The sequence below is a fragment of the Bacillus basilensis genome (assembly GCF_050630465.1).
GTDB classification, from domain to species: domain Bacteria; phylum Bacillota; class Bacilli; order Bacillales; family Bacillaceae_G; genus Bacillus_A; species Bacillus_A basilensis.
In genome coordinates this window covers 18,365-43,543 of sequence record NZ_JBNTQO010000029.1, presented here as the reverse complement: position 1 = coordinate 43,543, position 25,179 = coordinate 18,365, and the positions used below count along the sequence as shown (strand labels likewise).

General features: G+C 34.7%; 14 protein-coding genes, 1 pseudogene and 2 other annotated features. Of the genes and pseudogenes, 3 read left to right on the top strand and 12 right to left on the bottom strand.

Annotated features, from left to right (window positions below; all coding sequences use genetic code 11):
- From ACQVV1_RS28540 to ACQVV1_RS28500, 9 genes and pseudogenes are all read right to left on the bottom strand, one after another.
- Positions 1 to 608 (bottom strand): annotated as a pseudogene (locus ACQVV1_RS28540) (hypothetical protein); the annotation flags it as partial.
- 23 nt (positions 609 to 631) lie between these two features.
- Positions 632 to 3,307 carry a tetratricopeptide repeat protein gene (locus tag ACQVV1_RS28535; RefSeq protein WP_242251779.1) on the bottom strand — a complete coding sequence of 892 codons (2,676 nt, stop codon included), beginning with the start codon at positions 3,305 to 3,307 and terminating at the stop codon, positions 632 to 634.
- A gap of 83 nt (positions 3,308 to 3,390) precedes the next feature.
- Entirely contained in the window at positions 3,391 to 3,663 is a 273-nt protein-coding gene (locus tag ACQVV1_RS28530) for a WXG100 family type VII secretion target (protein ID WP_000807831.1), read from the bottom strand.
- 127 nt (positions 3,664 to 3,790) lie between these two features.
- Positions 3,791 to 7,798, bottom strand: coding sequence for a type VII secretion protein EssC (essC, locus tag ACQVV1_RS28525; RefSeq protein ID WP_242251778.1), 4,008 nt, complete (start codon positions 7,796 to 7,798; stop codon positions 3,791 to 3,793).
- A 31-nt stretch (positions 7,799 to 7,829) separates the two neighbouring features.
- Positions 7,830 to 8,192: a ubiquitin family protein gene (locus ACQVV1_RS28520; protein ID WP_060630646.1), complete on the bottom strand. Its 363-nt coding sequence runs from the start codon at positions 8,190 to 8,192 to the stop codon at positions 7,830 to 7,832.
- A gap of 29 nt (positions 8,193 to 8,221) precedes the next feature.
- Positions 8,222 to 8,995 carry a hypothetical protein gene (locus tag ACQVV1_RS28515; RefSeq protein WP_242251776.1) on the bottom strand — a complete coding sequence of 258 codons (774 nt, stop codon included), beginning with the start codon at positions 8,993 to 8,995 and terminating at the stop codon, positions 8,222 to 8,224.
- Positions 8,996 to 9,006: 11 nt separating this feature from the next.
- Entirely contained in the window at positions 9,007 to 9,771 is a 765-nt protein-coding gene (locus tag ACQVV1_RS28510) for a vWA domain-containing protein (RefSeq protein ID WP_242251774.1), read from the bottom strand.
- Between the two features lie 196 nt (positions 9,772 to 9,967).
- The gene (gene aspS / locus ACQVV1_RS28505; RefSeq protein ID WP_242251772.1) at positions 9,968 to 11,266 is read right to left on the bottom strand and encodes an aspartate--tRNA(Asn) ligase; all 1,299 of its coding nucleotides are present in this window, start codon (positions 11,264 to 11,266) and stop codon (positions 9,968 to 9,970) included.
- 108 nt (positions 11,267 to 11,374) lie between these two features.
- Positions 11,375 to 11,586 (bottom strand) — a binding site (T-box leader).
- A 66-nt stretch (positions 11,587 to 11,652) separates the two neighbouring features.
- Positions 11,653 to 13,035: a UDP-N-acetylmuramoyl-tripeptide--D-alanyl-D-alanine ligase gene (locus tag ACQVV1_RS28500; RefSeq protein ID WP_242251770.1), complete on the bottom strand. Its 1,383-nt coding sequence runs from the start codon at positions 13,033 to 13,035 to the stop codon at positions 11,653 to 11,655.
- Between the two features lie 63 nt (positions 13,036 to 13,098).
- Here ACQVV1_RS28500 and ACQVV1_RS28495 point away from each other — a divergent pair, with 63 nt between their 5' ends.
- Positions 13,099 to 13,578 (top strand): hypothetical protein, encoded by a 480-nt coding sequence (locus ACQVV1_RS28495; protein ID WP_431169857.1) that lies wholly within the window; start codon positions 13,099 to 13,101, stop codon positions 13,576 to 13,578.
- A gap of 106 nt (positions 13,579 to 13,684) precedes the next feature.
- Here ACQVV1_RS28495 and ACQVV1_RS28490 read toward each other — a convergent pair whose 3' ends face one another.
- The gene (locus ACQVV1_RS28490; protein WP_242251766.1) at positions 13,685 to 15,196 is read right to left on the bottom strand and encodes a M36 family metallopeptidase; all 1,512 of its coding nucleotides are present in this window, start codon (positions 15,194 to 15,196) and stop codon (positions 13,685 to 13,687) included.
- 277 nt (positions 15,197 to 15,473) lie between these two features.
- Between ACQVV1_RS28490 and ACQVV1_RS28485 the strand changes: the two genes are divergently transcribed.
- Positions 15,474 to 16,058 carry a TetR/AcrR family transcriptional regulator gene (locus ACQVV1_RS28485; protein ID WP_431169855.1) on the top strand — a complete coding sequence of 195 codons (585 nt, stop codon included), beginning with the start codon at positions 15,474 to 15,476 and terminating at the stop codon, positions 16,056 to 16,058.
- A gap of 1 nt (position 16,059) precedes the next feature.
- On the top strand, positions 16,060 to 17,145 hold the full coding sequence (locus ACQVV1_RS28480; protein ID WP_242251762.1) for a DUF418 domain-containing protein: 1,086 nt from the start codon (positions 16,060 to 16,062) through the stop codon (positions 17,143 to 17,145).
- Positions 17,146 to 17,196: 51 nt separating this feature from the next.
- Here ACQVV1_RS28480 and ileS read toward each other — a convergent pair whose 3' ends face one another.
- Together ileS and ACQVV1_RS28470 are read right to left on the bottom strand one after the other, a co-directional pair.
- The gene (ileS, locus tag ACQVV1_RS28475; protein ID WP_431169854.1) at positions 17,197 to 20,298 is read right to left on the bottom strand and encodes an isoleucine--tRNA ligase; all 3,102 of its coding nucleotides are present in this window, start codon (positions 20,296 to 20,298) and stop codon (positions 17,197 to 17,199) included.
- Between the two features lie 53 nt (positions 20,299 to 20,351).
- Positions 20,352 to 20,591 (bottom strand) — a binding site (T-box leader).
- A gap of 92 nt (positions 20,592 to 20,683) precedes the next feature.
- Positions 20,684 to 24,886 carry a bacteriocin-processing peptidase family protein gene (locus ACQVV1_RS28470; RefSeq protein WP_242251758.1) on the bottom strand — a complete coding sequence of 1,401 codons (4,203 nt, stop codon included), beginning with the start codon at positions 24,884 to 24,886 and terminating at the stop codon, positions 20,684 to 20,686.
- Positions 24,887 to 25,179: the final 293 nt, after the last annotated feature.

Sequence of the window (25,179 nt, the reverse complement as noted above, 5' to 3'; positions counted from 1 at the left end):
GGATCTACCACTGGTGGCTTTGGATCTACCACTGGTGGCTTTGGATCTACCACTGGTGGCTTTGGATCTACCACTGGTGGCTTTGGATCTACCACTGGCGTATTTGGATCTACTGAAGGCTTAGCGTTCGGATCTACCTGTAACTTAGGGTCCACTGGTGTATTCGCCTCGGTTGGTGACTTAGGAATATCCGCCACAGGTCCAACCATATTAGTTGGCAAATCTAACTTTTGTGGAGTTGGTGCATCTGATAATTTGATTTGTGGATCTTTCTTTTCCACCGATACTTCATCAGGTTTATACGTTACTGGTGTAATTGGTGATTTATTATTTCCAATTAAATCTGCTAAATTAATAGTTGGTTTTTCGCCGGGTTTTTCATCTTTTTTTGCAGGATCAGCGACTAAATTTGGGAACATAGATTGTAAATCGCCCCCTGTAATACGATCATCTTTTTTCTCTTCTGTATTACTTGCTAGTTTTACTGGTTCTTTTCCTGCTGTCCTAAAGCCTTTGTCATAAACAAGATATCCTGACGTTCCTAGTAAAGCTACTGACATTACTGATATAGCGACTTTTTTCCCTAAGTTATTATTGTTTTCCTCCATGTCCTTTTCCCCTTTTCCTATCTTTATTGAATCCAACCGTTTGTTTTCATTTCTGTTAGTTTTTCTTGCGCGGCTCTTACTTCAGATTCATTTTCATTTGCCTGCACTGTTTTTCTTAAGAAGCGACTTGCTTCCTCGTATTTTTTCTGTTTAATTTTAAACATCCCGAATGCAAAATTCACATGCGGATTTTCATCGTTTTGTGAGTATGCTTCTGTGAAAAGCTTCTCTGCTTCATTTCCTTGTCCCACTTTATCGTATAAAATCCCTATATTTACAAGTGTATTTATGTCGCGTGTTCCACTGCTGACAACTCTATTGTAAGCTTCTAACGCTTGCTGATATGCAGCAGTACTCTTTGCGCCATCTCGCGTTTCATAAAACTGGCCCGCTTCGTAATACACAATTCCTAGTTGATTTAACAACTCAATATTTTTCATATCTTTTTGAATCGCTACTTGTAAAATGTGCGATGCTTGTTGATAATTTATTTCTTTCTTCGCACTATCAATTAAGTTTGTTTTATTCCAAAGCACATATAAATTTGAAAGTTCAATTGTATATATGGCATTCTTTGAATCTTGCATAATAGCTTCTTTAAAGAAAGATTCTGCTTTGTCTAACTGTACAGTTGCTGTTGAAAGTTGACCTTTTAAATACGAAACAATTGCCTTATCCTCATTTGTTTTCGTGCTCATTTTGACAATAACATCTTCTGCCTTTTCAAATTCTTTCATTTTCATATGACTTACAGCTAAATCTCGCATCGCATCTTTTTTGTATGGTTCAATTCCTTTTGCATTATTCGCTAACGCTTGTTCAAAATTTTGCACTGCTTCTTGATATTTTCCAATGCGGAAATTTGCTGAAGCTAATAAATAAGCAGCTTCATTATTTTCTTTATCTATTTCTCTATCTTTTATTAGTTTTGTAATATAATCGATTGCAATTTTATTTTTTCCTTCAGCAACGTAAATCGTTGCTAATTGGAGATATGCCTCGTCTTTACCCTTCACAGCAATTGCATGCCCAACAGCTTCTTCTGCTTTTATATATTTTTTATCATCATAAGCTTGTCGTGCTTGTTCCATAAACTTTTGATATTTAGCGTTTGTTGTGTAGAAATAAAATAACGTTGAACCACCTATAACAACCACTACAGTTGAACCAATAATCAAAATTCGCTTTTTATTCTTTTTCCACCATGTAGAAAAAGCTGATGGTTCACTTTGTTCATGCGCTACTGTAAGTGGTTGATTTGATGCTTTTGCATTTAAAATCTCATCATCTATATCATATTCCACTTGTTTTTTCGTCTGTTTCCGGCTCTGTAGAATACTATTTGGAACTGTAATTGTAGCTGCTACTTCTTGCTGCGACTCTGTTCCTTGTCCTTCTTTTATCTCTTCAATAATGCTTTCAATTTCCTGCTTTAATGCCTGATCAATGTTTGGAAATTGTACGATTCGTGAATAGACGAAACAAGCAAATGCTGCATTGTTTTCTCGTTCCAATTCAGTAGCTAATTCCAAATAATGCTGTAGGACCATTTTTTTATTTATTTCAGGCTCTTGACTCTCCATAGTTTGAATGATATATGCGAGTTCTTTTTGCAGAGCTGTTGATGGATTGAGTGAATTGAAAATTATTTTATACTCATATAATGCCGCTTGTTTAAATCCTCTCTCTTCTAATAATCTTGCAATTTCCAAACATTTTGATACAAAAAGAGAGTGTTCTTCTGCTGACTGCCTTTCCGCATCAATTTTTATTCTTTCTCTCACGCTATTAAATACATCGTACCACTGTGCAAAGCTTGGGCATTCTGCGAAAGAGTTACTACTCCATGCCTGCTTAAATAATTTTGCAATTTCCCCATTCCATTGATTATGTAATACTTGCTGAAGTAACGTATATCTTTCACATTCTGTCTGCATTTCTTCCGTTTTAAAGTAACTTGCATCCGTCCATTTTTTATTTCGAACTTCTTCACTACACCAACTCAATATTTCTCCTAATAAAATGGCACCTGCAAATCGATCGGCTTCTTTTTGCCATACTCCACTTTTTAAATACATTGGTGCGTAGCCCGCTGAACCTGCTGGCAATAACGAAGGTCTTTTCGTTTTTGGACCATACATTTGCTCAACATCAACAAGTTCGATATAGTGTTGGCCTTCAATTCGATTTTCACTTAAGAAAGGTATGAGTACGTTGCTAGACGATAAATCATTATGAGCAACTTCATTTTCCTCCATCATTTTAAGTGTTGTAAGAAATGCTTCTGCAATAAAGAAGCATTGTTCTTTTGATAACATTAGTTGTTCTTGTAAAATATCAGCCCAAGTTGGACCTTCAATCCAAGGCATTACAATACTATTAGCAAGATCTTCTGATTTTTCGATTGCAGATGTATGTTCTTCTTTAGTAACGATATAGCGTGAACATACTTTAAGACCTACTAAGGAAGAAAGTGGTTTCAAAAATGCTAGTTGATGTTTTTCCTCGCGATAGCGTTCCTTAAAAACTTTTAATGCAATTCGTTCCACACCATTTTCCTGTTGTAATTGATAGACTGTTCCTTGTCTTCCCTCTTGACCATAGGGCATTTCAATACCAATTACAGCTGGGTGTTTCTCAAAACGATAAACATCTTTATTAAGACTAATTTTTTCTCCTACTTCTGGTCGGAATCCCATTTTATCCCCTTACTCTCGTATAACAATTTTTCAAAAAAAAGACCAGGAACAATAGCTCCTGATCTTTTGCAATTGTTCTATTCTTAGTATGCGTTATCTGTGTTACGGAATTTATCAGCAATACGTTTTAAGTCTGTTGAAATACCCTCTAAGATTGGAATATATTGCTGCATTGCTTGTTTAGATTGGATAAATTCTCCACGGAACTTCGCTTGTGTTGCCCCAGCCCATTGTCCTTCTAAACTATTAATATCGCCTTCAAGTCTATTAATTTGACTTTGTGCTTCTCCTGCTGCGTTTTTAAAGTTTCCTGCGATTCTTTCAAGTTCTTCTGGTGTGATTTTAATTTCTGCCATCGTAATAATTTCCCCTTTCAAATCATAAATGATACAACAATTAGATTATAAACTATATTCATACAATTTTAAAAGAGTTAAATTACAAAAAAATTCTATTTTCTAGTAATTTAACCCTATTTTAATATTATTTCACTTTTAATTCAGACCATTTCACACTAATTTTATCTGTCATCGTGCGAAGTAAATGTAATGGTGTATATGCACATTTTATTTTGATTGGCTTTCTACGTATGCAATATCCATCCCCGCTTAATAATTCTTGATCCATTTCAGTATGTGGCAGTTTCATATTAAAGAAATACACATCGTTATTTTGTGTCGTTCCCAATAAATAACCAATACTTCTCTTTCTAATTTCTGCAAACCATTTTTCATGTGAATAGCTATTTAAGCTAGACGTAGTAGCCGCAGTCATAAAGTGAATCCCTTTATTTTTACAATTTTGGACTATTAGTTCCATTTTGTTTTTTGCCTCATAATCAGTAGATAATACAGTTAACATTTGATCAATATCATCAATTGCAATGATTATCCTCTTATATGAAAACTCCACTGTTACGTTTGAATCTATAGAAGGCATTACTGCTTCTCTATTATTTATTAACTCTAACAATTCATCTAACATTTCTTTTAATTGCATACTATCTGTAACCTTCTTCTTTACATGAGGTAAATCTCCCAGAGCTAATATGCCTGTAGGTCTTTCACCAAGATCTACTAAGTATAGCTCAACCTTTTCTGGAGAGTATTGGTATGCAGTCGTGAACAGAAGCGTTTGTAATAGCGATGTTTTTCCACCTTCTATTCTTCCCCCAACAAATATATGACTCATTTCGTCTAAAGAAAAACTTTGCAAACGAATGTCCTCTGTTTCTATACCTGCTGAAATTTGGGCTGTTTCTAATTCTTCAATCATATGCTCTACAAATATTTCTTTAGGTACCATTGGAATAGCTTTTGCTTTTTCACCATTCCATTCTCCATTCATTTTTTGAATAATTGTTTTTAATTGTTGAGAGTACTCAAGTTCACTTTCACCAATAAACGGCAATGCTGCTTGGAATAGTTCCGGCGGTTGCCCTTTCATTAATCCACGGCCAACAGGAACTTCAATTAATGGGAATTTAGGTCTGCCAACTAAGTTATGATATTCTGTTCCATCTTGCAATTCAAATGTAAGTGCCATCGGTATATTATTCCGAACACGATCGAACATATCAATTGTTTGATTCAGAGAGAAATAGAAATATACTCCGTATGTACTTGATTCGCGTAATAATAATTCTAATACTTCATTTTCTTTCTCAAATTCATTTTTGAACCTTATATAACCATCTACCATTACTACTATAGCTGGTATTTTCTTTTCTACCATTCGGTTATACATAGAGAATGACTTTGCACCGATATTAGAAAAACTCTCTTTTCTATGCGTGATTTCCTTCTTTAAAAATCCGAATAGACGTTTCATTTTCTCATTTTCGCCTTCTTGTATAATCCCGCCTATATGAGGTAAATCTCTAAAATCTAAGAACATTCGACCAAAATCAATAACATAGAAATTCACTTCTTCTGGTGTATGAGATACAGCTAAGGACATAATAATTGTTTGCAACATCGTCGTTTTTCCTGTACCTGGCATACCATAAATATTTAAATGCCCTTCTTGTAAATCTAATTTCTGAGGAAATTGTGCTTGATTTGCAACATCATCAATTAATCCTACTGTTACTTGTAAATATTCTTTCGGTTTATTCCAATCAGCAATTGTCCAATTTTCCATAGCATAAAATTCTTTTAACAATAATTTTTCTGGTAATGGATCCAGCCATGGTCCTGGTAATGCTTTAATATTTTCTTTTTCTGATACGCTCTGTACATATTGAATAAAAGCCTGTAATTGCTTTGGACTATTTGTCATTGGTTTTGGACGCTTTTTCACTTTTATTCTTTCACCGGAAAGCTTCACTTCTGTAAAGTCAACAATATCAAGAACTTTCTCTTCATCCGGATTATAAGGTGCTCCGCTCCATGCAGATTGGAATAATTCCAATACTTCATTGCTACCAACTTGGAGATACCCTCGTCCTGGTACATTGATTTTAGATGCATCTGGAATCTTTAACATTTCACGACTATCCGCGTCATCTTGTACACGTAAACAAATTCGAAAACGCGAGTTACTCCAAATCTTGTCATTTACAACCCCTGAAGGTTTTTGAGTTGCTAATAATAAGTGGACCCCTAAAGTTCTTCCTATGGCAGCGACACTAATTAGCTCGTCCATAAATTCAGGTTGTTCCTTTTTCATTTGAGCAAACTCATCAATAACAATAAATAAATGTGGTAAAGGTTCTTTTTCACGCCAGCTTGTTTCATAATATTCATCTAGATGCTGGACATTTCCAGCCTGAATGAATAATTTTTGTCTCCGCTCTAATTCTGCCTTTAATGATATTCTGGCACGCTCAATTAAGTTTGGATCCTCTAAGTTCGTAATAGATGCAATAATATGTGGTAATCCAGCAAATGTGTTTGACATTCCACCACCTTTATAATCGATAAGCATAAATGCCATCTCATGAGGGTGATAGGTTGCTGCTAACGCTGCTATTATAGACTGAATCACTTCACTTTTTCCTGATCCTGTTGTACCAGCCATTAGACCGTGTGGACCATGCCCTTTTTTCTCTATTTTATCGTGAATATTTAGAAAAACAGGTTTACTTCCTTCTCTCACACCAATTGGAACCGGTAATGAAGTCGGATATCTATTTTCTTTCCATCTCTCTAGCACTTGTAACTCTTCCATGTTTTTAGCTTGAAACAAGTCTAAAAATGTTAATACTTTCGGAATGTTGGCTGCTGTAGAACTTTTCATTCGAATTGGAGCAATGCTTCGCGCTCCTAGTTCACATCGCTCGAATGAAAGTCGATCTACTTTAAAACTAGCACGCGTTGTCCCACTATTTTCAGCTGAACTTGAAAACGTTTCTACTAACTCACCATTTTCTCCATTTAAGCTTATTACAAGATCACATTCCATCGGTAAGCGTTCCTTTTGTTCCGCAAAAATAAATGTAGAAGCTCCTACACTTTCACCTTCTCTAAGTAACATTGGAATTAAAGGGTCATCCTCTAAAAATTCTCTCGCTGATAAGAAAAAGACGTACATTGGAATTAAAGGAACTTTTGCATCCGCTTGCGCAGAAGAATTATAGATTCTACGCATATTAAGTGGGGTAAATAGTACTTCAGCTAGTTTCTGTGCATCTTGTTGATTTTCAGATAAAAAGCGCATACTTCTCTGTTCATCCCATACGTGAGGAAGCCACCTCATCCAATCCCATTGTTTTTTCTCTTTCTCATGATAAAAGGCTGCTATTTTCACTTCATTCGGTGCATGATGCGTCATAATTTGTGTCGTTACAATTCGAATAAAGTTTAGTCTATCTTCTTTATTTCCGACTACACCAATTACGTCGTTTTTTTTCAAAGAAATTGAAATGTGTCCATTTGGTATCGTATTGAAATCCCTTTTCACATTTTGCGCTTCTGTAACTAATGGATTTTCTTCATAACCTTTCTGCTCAGGTACCTTCAATTCTACAAGGAATGGTCTTTCTCCTGTACCAATACGAATATCTAAAAAGTCTGGACTTTCAGGTGTACGCTCCCATAAATTACTGTCTCGGTTTTCAATTCTTTGTACACTTTTTAATGGGCTTGGATTTTGTGTAATTAAATATTTTGCTTGTTCAACCTTTAGCGTATCTAATTCCACTCGATGCTTTTGAATTTGCTCTAAATATCTTGTTTGTAATTGTTCAACCATTTGACGATGTTCTTTCTTTTTACGGAAATGCCCCATCGTTGTAATTACATATGATCCCAACATTGGAATACTTGAAACCATCATTAATGGCATATAACTTGAATTCATCTTCATAAATTTCATCATTACAAAATATAATACCAATGTTAAAACCGTCATCATTGCTGGCAGTAACATTGTTTCAATTGAAAACTTCGGCTCCTCCGGTATATTCGGCGGATCATGAATAATAACATCCCCTGTTGGTATATCTACTTTCACACGCGGAGAGCGTTGAAAATACGGTGATTTTTGCACAAAACATTTCTCCTTCCCCATTCAAAAACTATTACTCAATAATTTTCCATACATAATCTTCTTCACTAGTAGATATATCTTGTTTAACCGGTTCATTATAAACTTCTTCTGCCGGTAGCATTTCAAAAGAAGGGATAATCGATCCTTTTTTATATAGCATTACATATTGTCCATCCCACACATCATTATCGCGCAACGTTTCATCATTTCGAATAGAATGCCATTCTTCTTTATCTTTTGCCACTCTAATTTCATAGATACCGCTCAATGCTTCATCTATTTTTTCATGATGTAAAATTGCTTCAATAATTTGCACTGCTTTCACATCATTAGGAATTGCAATATCTATCTCTTCATTTGACTGTTTTATGTATGTCACAATAATCTCTTCCACTTTTATTCACCTTTTTTCCATCGTGTTTGTTACCAAGAAACATCTAAAAATGAAATATCATCGCTTGTCGGGGAGTTCTGCGCCCTCTCAATTTCTTTTAACACTTCCTCAAAGTTATACTGTTTAAGCGACACAAGTCCGTCTGAATGAATAACTATCCGATTAGCTTCGTGTCTAGATAATGTCTTTGAAAAAACGGCCAATTCCCCACCGATAATGCCACGCTGTGTAGACCATCTTTTCTCTATATTTCTCTCAAACTTCATTACATCCGAACAATTCTCATTATTTTGAAACAATTTCACAAATGAATCACCATGTGAAACTAACGTTATTTGTGCCTTATCTTGATTTGAAATGCGTTCTATTTTCCCGCCAATAAACATCGCTTCGCTACCTTGTTTTCGCTTTTCTTCCAAAACATCGCGTAGTAACCACGGTGTTTCTTCTGGCAATCGAAATGCACTCACTTCCTCTGAAGCTTCTTCTATCCAATTTTTTAACTGTTCATTTAATAATGTAGTAATATCCAGTTCACTTTCTTGACATGTTTCAAACAAGTTTAATAACTTCATACCAAGAAACTCCGCAGCAATTTCACCATGAAAAGACAGCCCTACACCGTCACATAACGCAAATATGAAACTAGTTCCATTATCTTGAAATACTAGGAAGTCCTGTCCACTCTCATTTAAATCCTGTGTTTCTTTTGCTCTTACATAACTATATCGATAAGTAAAATGTTTGCTTTTCTTTTCTTGCAATACCGTTTCTTTCTCTTGCGACAGGATATATTTCACCATATTTCTCCCTCCTACCGAACCGGCGTCGCAGCAGACATTTGAAATCCAAGTGACACTAAATCCGCATTTGTACCAGGAAACATCATCACCGCACCATCTGCAATATGGAAACCATATTCAGTCATCATCTCACGATAGCTTTGAGGAATAGGCGATGAAAGTTTTTGCAACTTTGCACCATACTCATCCGTAATTTCTGTATTTGACATAATTCCTTCCCACTTCTTTATATTAGTAATTTGTTCTTGCATAATTTCATCTGAAATAAAAATATTTTCAACTAGCACATTTCCATCAGGTACAGACATATCCATAATTCTTCGCACAATTAATTCTGGATCTTCACCAGTTGAAGCACCGTCTGTCATATGACAAACCACAGGAGCTGGTCCATCTTGTAAATTTGGTAATTCCTTTTGCAATAACTTCTCCACTACAGAAAAAGCTTTTGCTGTATCAGTTAAGCGATGCGTTTGAATTTTTTCTAATGGGCGCAGTCTTGCTACCTCGTCTATTGTTTTCACACCGCCCAATAAATCAAAAACATGATCGCTATAGGCTAAAATAGATAACTTATACCTTGGAAGCAAGCGACTACCTTTTGTTGAACGAAATACCATTTGGCGAATTGCTAAAGAAAGAGCATCCGTTACAATATCAATTCTTCTTTTTTCTTCTCCCCCTGCATCCATCATTTGATTCATTGATGCGCTTACATCAAGAAGGTAAATTATATACGCTGGTGTTTGTTGTGTTGCTTGTGTTTGATATAGCATGTTTCATACCCTTCCATACATTATTATATGAACTTTTTTTATATTCATATTTCATTATAACTTATGAATTTTCTTTTTCTCAATTCATTATAAAATGTTCTTAATATAATTTACATATTTTCACAAAAAAAATTTATTCCTTTTAACATATGTTGAAAGGAATAAACCCCTTCTATACTATAGAAGGGGTTTATTATTACGGTATAAGACGCGTACAATCTCTCGGAAAAGCACTCGCCTCTCGTACATTTGTTAATTCTAATAGTTTGTATACAACTCTCTCTAATCCAATTCCAAAACCACCATGTGGGGGACAACCGTATCGGAATGTATTTAAATAAGATTGAAATGTATCTGGATGTAATCCTTTTTCTTTAAAAGAAGCAAGTAACAGATCATAATTATGAATTCGCTGTGCCCCTGATGTTATTTCTAATCCCTTATATAATAAGTCAAATGAATCAGTAATAGATGAATTCTCTTTATTCGGCATCGTATACATCGGCCTAGCTTCTTTCGGATAATATGTGATGAAAACTAACTCACTCTTATATGTTTCCTTCACATATTTGCCTAGTAGCTTTTCACCTTCTGTATCTAAATCTCCAATTGGCGACTCTTTCCGGTATTTATTTTTCAAAATTTCTTGCGCTTCTAACAATGTGATTTTAGGTATTTCTGTAATAATAGGTACTTCTATTTGTAATAGTTGTAGTTCTTTTTCACAGTTTTTTGCTACTTGTTGAAACATATATCGTAAAACATCCGTTTCTAATTGCATCACTTCATAAAAATCATGAATAAATCCAAGTTCTACGTCTAACGATATATATTCATTCAAATGACGGGAAGAGTTATGATGTTCCGCTCTGTAAACAGGTGCAACTTCAAAAACACGTTCTAACCCCCCAGCTACCATCATCTGTTTATAAAACTGTGGTGATTGTGCTAAATAAGCTTCTTTTTGAAAGTATGGAAGCTTAAAAACATTCGCTCCTCCTTCTGCCCCTTGCGAAACAATTTTCGGAGTAAATATACGTGTGAAATCGTTCTCTATAAGAAATTCACTAAAGCTCTGAACGAGTGTAGATTTCACTTTAAATATCGCTGCGGTTCTCTCATGTCTTAATGATAATACCCGCTCATTCAGTAGTTGATCTAAGCCAACTTGTAACTTCTTTTTATTTATTTCAAACGGAAGTGGTTCTGCGCCATTTAATATTTTCACTTCGTGAGCAAGTACTTCTACGCCTAATTCTGTTTTTGACGTCTCAACTATTTCACCAATTACGTGGACAACACTTTCTACATCGACTTTGAATCCAGCTAACTCGTTTTCTAATACACATTGAATTACTCCCGTTCTGTCCCGTAATAATAAAAAACTAACATTACCTAGATGACGAATCTTTTTTACCCATCCTTGAAGTGATACAACCTTTCCGCTTTGCTCCGTACATTCTTTTGTGAGTGAACGTTTCATGATTTGACCCATTACATTTCCCTCCAGTAATTTTATATTTATTTACGTTATTGTTGTTGTCATCGTCATCATCCACGGTCACTCACCTCCTTTCAAAGAATACAAAAATCCGCCCCTAAAAATAGGGACGGATTTTTCCGCGGTACCACCCAAATTGTCATAATGACCATCTTAGCCCTGATAACGGTAGGTACCGTTTGCTTTTACTAATTATCACGTTCAAAACAACACTCACAGGTGTCTTTCCATCATGCGGTATCGCAATCTTTCCAGCAACCGATTGCTCTCTGTAGACCTTTGCATCATGTACTTTTCCTGATCATCACTTTTTATATTTACAGAGTATTCTATCTCTTCACCCTATAAAATGCAAGCACTTTTAAATATATTTTTATTTTTCACATCCAGTTTTGTACAATCTCCTCTAAAGCCATTCCACGTGAACCTTTCAATAAAACAACATCCTTTTTCGTTATAACTCTCAATACTTCCTCTGCTATCTCGGCTTTATTATCAAATGACTGTACTTTTCCTGTATGATAGTTCTTTCTTGCTTCTTCCGCTACAATTTCGGCTAACTCTCCATACGTAAATACATATTGAATGCTCTCCTCATTTAACATTTTACCAATTTCTCTATGATATGTTTCAGCTTTCCTCCCTAACTCCAACATATCCCCAATCACTATAATTTTTTTATTATAGACATTTAATTTCTGTAACGTTTCAATTGCAGCCTTCATGGAGGAAGGACTGGCATTCCATGCATCGTTAATAATTGTAAAACCTGTTTTAGCGGTTAAAAACTGAAAGCGCATTTGTGTAATATTTATTTCTTGCAATGCTTCTTGTATTTTTTCTATAGGGACTTTGTAAAATTGACCTACAGCGATTCCGACAATCGTATTAAAAATATTATGTTTTCCATGTAAGGGAACATCGTACTGTATTTTTGAATTATTTAATTTAAAATGAACACCATATTCATCTAATTGTACGTTTGTTGGAAACAAATCATTTGTATACTTTCCACCAAATGACTTACATTCTATACCTAGCATATTAATATTTTGAGAAAGTAATGGCTCATCACCATTATATAAAAACAGTCCATCGTCATTTAATCCGTCTACAATTTCAAATTTAGCCTTCGCAATCTCTTCTCTTGATCCAAGCGTTTCTAAGTGAGACTGTCCAATCATTGTAATAATCGCTACATCTGGCTGAGCTATTCGTGATAATTTTCGAATTTGTCCTTTTTCACTCATTCCCATTTCAAGTATTAAGAACTCAGTATTTCGTTTCATTTCTAAAATTGTTAACGGCAAACCGATTTGACTATTAAAATTTCCCTTTGTTTTATGCACTCTATAAGTTGAACTTAAAATGCCTCCTATTATATCTTTTACCGTAGTCTTGCCATTACTACCGGTAATTCCTATTACTTTTACATTTATCTCGCTTCGATAAAATTGTGCCAATTGTTGCAAAGCAAACAAAGTTTCATCTACAAATATAATTGGAATCCCTTTTGGCGGAGTACCGTAAGACTTTTTCCATAAGGAAGCGACAGCCCCATTATCCATTGCCTCTTTCACATACTCATGCCCATCTTTCACCCTAATGATTGGAACGAATAAATTTCCTTCTTTAATATTTTTGGAATTTATGCAGACACCATCTACCTCTATAAGATGAAAGGATTCTTGTAATCCTTCTCCATTTACTATCTCTTTAAGTTTTTTCAAATTCATTTGAATCAAAGTATCACCTTTTTCCATTTAATTACATATTTACCGTTTTATTTACGCATATTAATAAAAATTTTATAGTGAGGTGTTAATATGAAAAAAGCGATTAGTTTCTTTCTTCTTTTGTTATGCCTAATTGTAGTGAATGAAACATACGCCTACTCACCAAAATCTTTACCCATCTCCCAAAACTCTGATCAATGGCAAGTGAATATTGATGAACCGAAAAAAATAAGCAACAAGGTACTTCAAGCTAAAAAAGATGAATTTCAAACCTATCAATTTTCAGTAAAAAATGTTGGCAAAAACGAAGTATATAACGTTCAAGTTGAAGTCTTTCGTAATGAACCAAATATGAAAACAAAATACGAACTCTTTTCACGAAAAGAAAGTCGTCTCGCAAGCGGGAAAATCGGATTTAAACATGCTAACTTCCCTGTTTCTACAAAAGCAGATGAGGTTGATATAATCATTACTTGGCAAGAACACCCTTTCCGCTCAATGAGAAACGGTCAAAAAGTTGAGTTTAGGAAATTTAAAGAGCATTTTGTTTTTAAAGACGAGAAAAAATAAATGGAATGCGGATAAATTCACACTATCATTCATATAGCTTAATTTACTAGTACCAGTTCTTAAGCAAATTAAAAAGTCGTGGCTTATAACGCCACGACTTTTTATATTAATTCGTACTAATTCCTCTTGCCGCCCAAATACGATCGATATCAGCAGCGTGTTGTCCGCCATATAAAAGAGCATCTGCTTGCTTAATCGCTTTTGCTCCATCACTGAATTTAGAATTTGGCGTTAATGACCAATGTGATTGTAAAATAATTTTTGTTGCAACATCACGGCCAAAAGCTTGTGCCATCTCATATTGTCCTTGTGACCAAATTTCACCGTCAGCATGTACTTGATTTTTTATATCTTTCGGATACACTTTATTCGTATCTAATCGGCGTAAGCACGTTGGATCTGAACTAGAATAAGCCGCCGCATCCCACTCTCCAACACACGCTTTTCCGTAACCTGTAGTCGATACAGCATCTTCATAAGTAGCACCTAAGAAGTCACCAAATCCTTCTCCCATCGCTCCGCCTTCTAGTGAACTTCCAAACCCAGGAACTTGATTATCTTGAATTGAATGTCCATATTCATGCGCAATAATGCCAGCATCTTCTGCATCATCGACTCCTCCAGTACCGAAAGTTAAAGCCTTTGTTGATGGTGAATAAAATGAGTTATCAGCTGTTGTTCCATTTACATTTACTTTAATGGAACGATTGTTAATATTTTGAAAACCAAGACTTTGAATATAACGCTGCAATGTATCAATATGATAATACGACATCACATCTTCAAAGCTATCATTTGCACGTGTATAGTTGAATTGTAAGTTTGTAGATTTTGTTCTCGCTTTTGAAGATATCGTTACATACTCTCCAATTAAAAATCCTGTCCCATCTAAACCTTTTAACGTAACAGTTTTTAATTGATTCGTTAGCGCTGTTGAATCTGCATCGTTATTATCTTTTAATCCTGCTAAACTCCCACTTGATACGACAGGGTTAGGTAAAAATACTTTTCCTGTTCCTTCTACTTTTCGGTTTATATCCACCTTTTTAATTAACTTTCCATTTTCCGCATCAATAAATGTTTCCCATGCACCAAATGGATTATTAGAATGGACAACCACTTTATATACTGGACGAGCAATTCCCTCTTCAATAACGTATCCAAATTCTTTATCTGTAGGAGCCCATAAGTTTTGCTCACTTGCTTCTCCAACATACGCCATTGATTTTTGTATTGCATCTTTTTCACTAATTTTTTCCGTTACTTGCTTCACACCTGTAACAGGCTGATAATCAGAAACAGCAAGTACACCCTTTCCCTCTCCGTTTAGAGTTACTGTAATTTGATTTGAAAATACAGGTGCACCATTCACAACTTGTTGGAACCTAACATATGAAGCTACAGGCGTTTCTGTTGTAGAAATATATTGCAAGTCTGAAAGGTCTGGCTTTAATCCGTACTGATTGGCATTCCCTTTTAAATATTCAATAGCTTTTTTCTGTGGCGAATAAGCTTCCACCTTTACTTGTTTCTTTGTCTCTACTGCAGAAACAGTAGAAAGCGTCCCCATTACTAATGGCACAGTCATCGCCATTGCCACCATTTTTTTATTAAACATAGAACCACTCCCCCTAATAAAGTAGCCCAACCTTTTCCCATTACCACTAGGCAATCATTCTTTACAAAATGGATGGATAAAAATTGAATCTACGTTTAATTCTCTATGAACAATTCTATTACCTTTGTATTTATTACAGATGAAACTTTCTCAATAATTGCATGTAAAATGAAATAAATTTTTAAAAGAACCGTATGAAGAACAGACTTGTTTTTACCTAACGGTAGGTTGAAAATAAAAATAATTCATGATATGTTTTATGAAAGGAGGCGTTACAATGAGTAAAAGTGAAGAAACCTTCTCTTCAATTATGGATGTTAGTTACCGATTATTTGCTGAATACGGCATTGCTAAAACAACTTATACGATGATTGCTGAGGAAGTTGGGATTGCAAAACCATCTATATATTATTACTTTAAATCTAAAGATTCTTTAATTGAAGTTATCTTTACTGAATTATGCAAGGCTATGCAGTTTTCTGCGTTTTTCGATACAGAAGCATTTACGAAAGAAAATTTTGTTGAGAAATGTGTTGAAATTGGCTTTAAAATGATAGATGAACAGCTTAACGATCCATATTTTAATCGTGTGTTGCAAGAATATGTATTACTATCTTCAAGAAACGATATGTACAAAGAGCGATTACTAACTGTGCAAACAGAATATTTACAAGGATTTGAATCACTCCTTACAAAAGCAACTGAACTTCAATTAATTGAAAATAAAAACCTAGTTTCAAAAGCTCATATGTTAGCATTAGTGCTTGATAATATCGGGAATTTTATGATGTTACATGTAGATATGAATTATAAACAAATATGGATTGAGGCTGTAAACAGCATTTTTGAAAGAAGGGATTGAAGTGAATACAAAAAAGCGCATTATCGGATTGGATTTTGCTAGAGCTTTGGCGATGTTTGGTATGCTGCTTGTTAATTTTATGGTGATAACAGGTGCAGAAGGAAATGGTCCCCCATTTTTAATAACTTTCATGTCACTTTTTGAAGGTAGAGCTTCTGCCTTATTTGTTATACTTGCTGGAATTGGCATATCTTTAATGACTAGATCATCTGTTGCTAGCAATGAAAAAATAAAAATTTCTAATAGACGAAAAATCATATGGAAACGGGCACTATTCTTATTTATTTTAGGATTACTTTTATACGTAATGGAGTGGACTGGGGATATATTACACTACTACGGTGTTTACCTTTTCGTTGCTGCATTACTCATTACAGTACGAAAAAAAGCATTACTATTGTTATCTATTATTATCCTACTCTTGGCACAATCTCTTCAGCTTACTTTCAATACTTTCGAAGGTTGGGGAGGCCCTACTCCATTTATAAACTATGTAGACTTCTGGACAGTAAACGGTTTTCTTCGCAATCTATTCTTTAATGGTTATCACCCTTTTTTCCCTTGGTTTTCGTTCTTCTTAATCGGTATGATAATTGGCCGACTAGACCTTCATAATAGGAGAATTAGAAAGAGATTACTCTTTCTCGGTATTACAACCACAATATTGACAGAACTTTTATCAGAAGGACTTACCTACTACTTTATTCCATACATCGGCAAAGAGGCAGCTACATTTTTGTTTAATACAGGACCCATTTTACCAAATTTATTATACATTTTATCTGCTACTGGATCAGCCTTTTCTATATTAATAATTTGCCTCTATATCACTGAAAAATTTGAAAATAATTGGTTTGTTACTTCCATTGTACAAACCGGACAATTAACATTAACTCATTATGTAAGTCATGTATTTATCGGGATTGGGACATTAATTCTATTAAATAGAATGGAACATCAAACACTACTTTTTGTTTTATTATTTGCTACTGCATTTTTCATTTTCAGTATTTTGTTTAGCATATTATGGAGAAAGAAATTTTCTAGAGGACCTATCGAATGGATTATGAGGAAATTAGCTAGTTAATTTACCTTCATACAAAAAGGAAGTTGGAATCATTCCAACTTCCTTTTTTCTTTACTGAGCAGCACTTAATTTAATGCGGACTTTTGTCTCACCTAATGAAAGTTCATCGTCTTCATTCGTTAAGTGACCAAATGTAAATTGTTTAACGAGTAAGTTTTCTTCCAACAACTCTTTATGATTCGTTAATGTTTGCTTCAGCTCTTCCTCTGTATCAAGAATAACATCCACTCGTAAATTTACTGGTAAATTCAACTGCTTACGATATTCTTGAACGGCGCGAATAAACTCACGTGCTACTCCTTCTTGTAACAATTCTTCCGTTACATTTGTATCTAACATTACTGTATATTGTCCGTTAGTCGTATTAGAGAAGCCTGATTTTGCAACTTTTTCAACCATTACATCTTCAGCTGTTACAACTACTTCTTCTCCTGAGGCTGCTTCGTAAACTGCTCTTTCTGTAGATACAAAGTTTTGTACCTCGTCTTGTGATAATTGTTTTAGCCAACCATTTACTGCATTTACATTCTTACCGAACTTCGGTCCCGCCGTTTTAAAATTCAGCTTTAATTGATAGGATGTATACTTCGTTTCATCTAGTTCAACGTGGAACGATTTTACATTTAGTTCATCCATAACGATATCACGATAAGATTCCCAATCCATAACATTCTCGTTATGCTCCAGTAATACAAGTTCTGCTAACGGCTGTTTTACTTTTAAAGAATGTTGATTACGGTTACTTCTTCCAAGTTCAACAACTTGTAAAACAGCATCCATTTCCGCTTCTAATTTAGGCTGTAGTAACCTTTCATTTACAACTGGATAATCCTCTAAATGAACGCTACTTCCAGTTAAATTCAAATGAATATCTTCAGCGACAAACGGTGTAAATGGTGCAATTAGTTTACTAATTGTTACAAGCACTTCATGAAGTGTCTCATATGCAGCTGCTTTTTCAGCATTCATACCAGATTCCCAGAAACGATTACGTGATCGTCTTACGTACCAGTTACTTACTTCATCTACAAGCGCCGCGATTTCACGAGCTGCATTCGTAAATTGATAATCATCAAGCGCTGTTCTCACTTTTTTCGTTGTGCTATGCAATCTTGATAATACCCATTCATCTAATTTCGTCCGCTTTACATCATACGTTTCGTTCGGATTATACTCATCTAAATTTGCATATAAAACGTAGAAGCTATACACATTGACTAACGTATCTACAAATTTAGATTTTGCTTCCAGTACTGTTCTTTCAGAAAAACGCTTTGCATTCCACGGAGCACTGTCAACGAGTAGAGCCCATCTTAGAGCATCTGCACCAAACTTCTCTACTAAATCAACTGGATCTAGTGCATTCCCTTTACTTTTAGACATTTTCTGTCCTTCCTCATCTAGAACATGCCCTAGTGATAACACTCGTTTATACGGTACTTTTCCTGTATATAGTGCTGATACAGCTAATAAACTATAAAACCAGCCGCGTGTTTGATCAATTCCTTCTGCAATTACATCTGCTGGAAACTGTTCTTCAAATAACTCTTTATTTTCAAACGGATAATGATATTGCGCAAATGGCATGGAACCACTATCAAACCAAACATCAATTACTTCTGGTGTACGATTCATTGTACTTCCGCATTTTTCACAGCAAACTTGCACTTCATCTACATACGGCTTATGCAATTCTAAATCTTCCGGTGTTTCTTTCGTACTATGCTTTCTTAAATCAGCAATGCTTTTCGGTGCAAATTGATGATTGCAACTTTCACATTCCCAAACATTTAATGGTGTTCCCCAATATCTATTTCGGCTAATATTCCAGTCCACCATGTTTTCTAAAAACTTACCAAAGCGTCCATGTTTCATATGATCTGGATACCAAGTAACAGTATCGTTATTTTGTAAAAATGTTTCCTTAATTGCAGTCGTTCGGATTAACCAACTCTCTCCTGCATAATAAAGAAGCGGTGAATCACAACGCCAGCAATGCGGGTAACTATGTTCATACTTTTCTTTATGGTATAGTAAACCTTCCTTCGCTAAATAACGAACGATATCTACGTCACAATCTTTTACAAATTTACCTTTCAAAAATGGTACTGCTTCTGTATACTCACCTTTCTCATCTACAACATGTAAGAATGACAATCCTTCACTTTGAACGACTCTATAATCGTCTTCCCCATATGCTGGAGCGATATGAACAAGTCCAGTACCACTATCTGCCGTTACGAAATCTGCTCCGATTACACGGTAACCATTTGTAACTTCTTTCATTGGAAACGGTGCTGTATAAGAAGTATTTAATAATTCTTCCCCTTTATGAACAGATAGTACTTCATAGTTTTCTTTTAATACATCTTGTACACGTTCTTTCGCAACAATGTATACATGACCTTCTTGTTTCGCTTTAACGTATTCCATATTTGGATGTACAGCGAGTGCAACATTTGCTGGAAGTGTCCAAGGTGTTGTTGTCCAACCTAGGAAATATTCATTTTCACTACCTTTTACTTTAAACTTAACTGTTGCACTTAAATCTTTTACTGTTTTATACCCTTGTGCAACCTCATGTGAACTTAGTGAAGTTTGACAACTTGGGCAATATGGTGAAACTCTATGCCCTTTATACAATAATCCTTTTTCATGAATCGTCCCTAAAATATGCCATACACTTTCGATATATGGATTCTTTAACGTAACGTATGGATCATCCATATCTACCCAATAACCGATACTTTCAGTGAATTCACGCCACTGCTTCTCGTATGTGAATACACTCTCTTTACACTTCTTAATAAATGGCTCAATTCCATACTCTTCGATTTCATGTCTACCAGAAATACCGAGTTGCTTCTCAACACCTAATTCTACAGGCAAACCGTGTGTATCCCATCCCGCTTTTCTTAATACTTTATAACCAGCCATCGTTTTATATCTTGCTACTACATCTTTAATTGTTCGTCCAAGTGCATGACCTACATGCGGTAGTCCGTTCGCCGTTGGTGGTCCTTCATAAAACACAAAAGATTGTGCGCCTTCTCGATTCTGAATTGATTGCTCAAAAATGCTTTTCTCGTTCCACTGTTTACGAATACGTGTTTCTCTCCCTACAGCTGACTCTTTTACATCTACTTTCTTCATCTACAATCACTCCTTTGAATATTTTAAAGCACACAAAAAACCCGTCCCTATGAAGTAGGGACGGGTTTACCCGCGATACCACCCTAATTCTATTAGCTCTTCACTAATAGCACTTAGCAACGTACTATCATACGTGTTCTTTGTAACGGTAGACATCCGTCCGGGCTTACTCACTTTCAGCCTCGGCTCCTCGGAGATGATTTTCAAATAACGTCTGCACACCGGCTTTCAGCAATATACCGGCTCTCTGGGGAACAGTACACTATTTTACTCTTTCTCGTCTTCAGATTTGTATACTTTGTTAAAAGCTATTCTATTCCATCGGGCAATAAATTGTCAACTAATTCAAAATATATTTTTACTCTTTTTCCCTATTCGTATACAATTACTTTTCAAATTCTCGCAATGCTGCTAAGTTTTCATCATCCTCGATAAGTTCAGCGAAAAATCCTGACTCATCCTCACGAAGTACAATTTCAAGCTCTTCTTTCGCCTCTTCCATTCTGTTTAACTGTGCTAAATAACAAGCACGATCGTATCTTGCTAACAAATCACTCTCATCAATTGTTAATACTTCATTTGTTATTTTTTCTGCCTTTATCGTTTGTCCGGCACCATGATACGAAGATGCTAAAGAAAGAAGAATTGCAGTTTCATTTGGATGGTGTATAGAAGCATTTTTCAATACATGAATTGCCTCTTCAAACCTTTCTTGACTTTGATACATTTCTCCTAAAGTAAGAAACGCTCTACTTACAAACGGCGTTTGCTCCGTTAATTGTAAGGTAATCTTTTCTGCTTTTCTTACTTCCCCTGCTTTAAAGTAGACTTGTGCTTGCAGAAGAAGGGTATCATAATCATCTGGTAACTCTCGAACCATTTGCTTTGTTAATTCCGAAGCATCTCGTAACATATCTTCTTCCTCACACTCTATGAAAAGATTTACAAGTTGCTTCGCTACATCGTAATCCCATTTATGTTCTAACGATGTTTGCAATACATCTCTTGCCTCTTTATACATCGCCACATTCTCGTAAAATAGTGCAAATCGCTGCGCTGCCATACTATTTTTCGAATTTAACTTTAAGGAAATTTCATATAAATCAATGATTGTAGTAATAATCGAAATTTCTTTCGCACGGTTTTTCATACGATAAAAAGCTCTCGTAAATATGGATTTTTTCGGCTGTTCATTTTGTTGACGTTCAATCCATCTTTCTGTAACCGCAGATGCAGCATACATAAATGCCATACTTCTTTCTACTTTTTTCACTTTTAATGTATGAAGAAAATCTCGTATGTTAGACAATTTCTTATGTTGTTCTGTCGCTTTTACATATACATCAAATATACGTTCATTCTTTACATCTTTTTGTATCACTTTCATTGCAATTTCAATCGCTTTTGCATTTCTATTTTTCACTAATACTTTTGCATAATGATATAGAACTTCTGTATGCTCACCATCTACTTGTAGTGCTTCTTCAATCTGCGCTTGTTCTTTATCTATTTCATCCATCGCTCCATATACGTAGGCAATCGCATCTAATCGCCATATTTCAGGTACTTCGTCTGCTAATTGTTCCAGTTCAGTCAGTAACTCTTCCTGAAGATTCATCTCTACTGAAAGCTGTGCCAAATATTCCATATTAATATGCAGCGGCTCTTCTTTCATTGCCTGAACCATATGACTTTGTTCTTTAGAGCGGTTTTCTTCTTTTTCGTATATTTCTGCAAGCTGTAAATGTACACCTACGAAATTCCCATCAAGCTCTAAACATGTTTCATACGCTTGTTTTGCTTCCACCAATTGCCCTAATGCCATAAGTGTTTCACCAATTCGGTAATAAGGTAATGCTGTTGCCTTTTGTTCTATCGCCTGATTATATCTTTTCATCGCTTGGCCGTACTGCCCAATAGATTCATATAAAATACCTGTATAACAACCGAATTCACTTACTTCATTTCTTTCTTTGTGTAGCGTTCTTAAAAATGCTATCCCTCGTTGTACAAATACAGTTCCTTTAATTCGATTCACATATTCATCTAACGCACTTGCTACATTATATTCGCTCTGCTTTATACCACTCTCTAACTTAGACAACGCTACTTTAAACCCTTCTTCATTTCCACCAAGTTCAACCTCAGCATCCCATAAAACCATTCCCGCATTCATATGAAAATCTTGACTCTTTTCAATTTGTTTTTCAATACCGAGAATATATTCTTTTGCTTCCATGTATTGCTCTCTTGCCATATAAACTTGTGTAAGTCCGAAATGAGAATAAACATCCTCATCATTTTCTTCTAAAGCACGCTTATACAATACTTCTGCTTCTTCCAGACTATCATTTTGAAAGTGATAATCACCTAATTTTACGTATAGAGGTGCTTTATCATCACAATTCTCAATACCTTTTGATAAAATTTCTTTCGTACTTTCCTCATCCTTCAAATCAGATTCGTATATTTCCGAAAGTTTCGTATAAATGTAAGGTGCATTGCTATCCAAATGAATCGCTATTTTAAGCCCTTTTATCGCTAAATATAATTTCCCTAAATGATGCGCACATCTCGCTCGCTCATACCATACATGTGCTTCATTTTTATACTCTTTTAACAGATCGTTAAAGATTTCATACGCTTCTTCATATCTTTCTAAATCTATTAATATTAACCCGTGATTCGTTAAAGTGAATCTTTCTGGACTACGTTCTAAAGCAACTTGAGAAAACTGCAATGCCTTTTCAGATTGATCGATATACATATATGATAATGCGAGAAAACTCCAAGCAATCGGCTGATCTGCATCTAATTGTAATGAGGAACGAAAACTTGAAATTGCTTCTATATAACTTTCCTGTTCAAAAGCATATCTTCCGTTTATTAAATGATATAAAGCACGATTATTTTTCTTCTCAACACTCGCGAGCATTTGCCCTGCTTTTTCTAATTCTTGAAGGCGAATAAAGCACTGCGCACCATGTAATTTAACAAAATCTGAGTTCGGAAACCTCTCCATTAACTTTTCAATACAAGATAAAATAAACTTATTATCTACTTCAACATCTAAATGTTTAATCGTATATAACCACGTATTCGGATTATCACTCGTCTCTTTTAAAAACTGTACTAAGCTATGAATCCCATCTTTATCTTGTTCATCTAAATGATCCGTTAAAGAAAAAATGGATTTAAAATAATGATTTTCTTCTTCATTTAAAAATGATAATTGTTCCTTCTTTTCTTTCGGAACAAACGTAATCGCTAAACAACCTGTATAACGATATTTTTCTTGTAACTTACTATATTCCACAATAACTGGTTCTATAAAGTTCGGATCTTGAACATAAAAAGCTTGTAACGTATCATCATATCCAGCTAGCACTTGCACATGTGAAGCATGCTCAATATCTATACTTAATAAAACGGGAATCGCCTGATCTAGCAGTCTCTTATAATTTTCCACATTCCCTTTAAAATAACGATATTCATAACCTAATTCTTCTAAATAAGAAACAGTATCTGAAAACTTCGAGCCAGTCATATCAAAAATAAACTCTGCTATTTCATCTTGTGTACGTTTTTCTCCCCATAACTGCAACATCATTTCTAAACTTGTCGGCACACAATAATTATCCTTTTGTACAATTGGAACTATAGGTAAGTGAACCTTTTTTCCATCTGGATTTTTTTCTAAATTATGATATAAAGACTCTTTTAAACTTTTTTCTTCTTTTAATAACTGTTGTAAATCTACAAGTTTATTCATTTTGTAAAACGCTTCTGCACGTAAATGTACAAAATAAGCTTTATAAGCATGATAAGGGAGCTGATTATTTATATTATCTATTACCGCTAACATCTCTTCATACTTCTCTAAATCTAATAAATATTTTACCTTTTCAAAATGAAAATATGGTACTTGCGGGAACTTTACAATCGCATCATCAATTAGCTGTAATGCACGTTTTTGTTCTCCTTTATTCGCATATAACTGTGATAATAAATAGGTAGATAACTCTTCACAATCTTTATGCTGCATGCCAGCTATAAATTGTTCTTCTGCTTTCTCCCATTCACCTGTATGCATATAGACGTAGCCCCATTTATCAAATACAGCACGTGCACTGTACTCTTCTGCCTTTTTCATATAAAAAAGGGCTTCTTCATTTCGTTTCATTTCTAGCAAACATCGTACTAACGTAAAATATGTTTTCGCTAAAAGATCAACTTTTATTTCTTCTTTATTTACCTCTTCTAACGAATCTTTTAACAACTGTTCTACTTCAAGTATTTTCCGCTCATCGATTAACTCATCACAATATAAAGAGAGCGTTCTCATATTTGGGAATTTTTTATATGCATAGCGAATGAGGAATGAACTGTATTGGTGCATAAGCCCTTCATCAGTAAGACGTATTAATATATCAAACTCTTTATGTGAAGGAATATTAGCAAGCCAATTCTTCAAATAAGATAAAGTATTCTTTTCTTTTATATATGAAATTTCATTATTTATTTCCTGTAATCCATCTATAAATCTCTTGTCTTTCAAACAAGCATCTAACTGCTTAAAATCTAGCATGTATTCACCTCGAATATTTATTTAAACTGCTACTTGCTTAGATTTTACACATCATATAGTAGGTATTCAACTAAAATCACTTATAATGAGTGGTATTAATTAATATTATTCAAATTTATAACAAAATATAGTAAAAATGATTGTTTTTCTCTGTATTTTGTTTGATTATATGTAATAACGTAACATGTGGATCTTATCTTTCGAAAGGTGAACTCTGTACATAAAATTATATCGGCGATAATTCAAATATATCAGCGATTATATGTCGAATATCGACATTCAGCGACATTTTT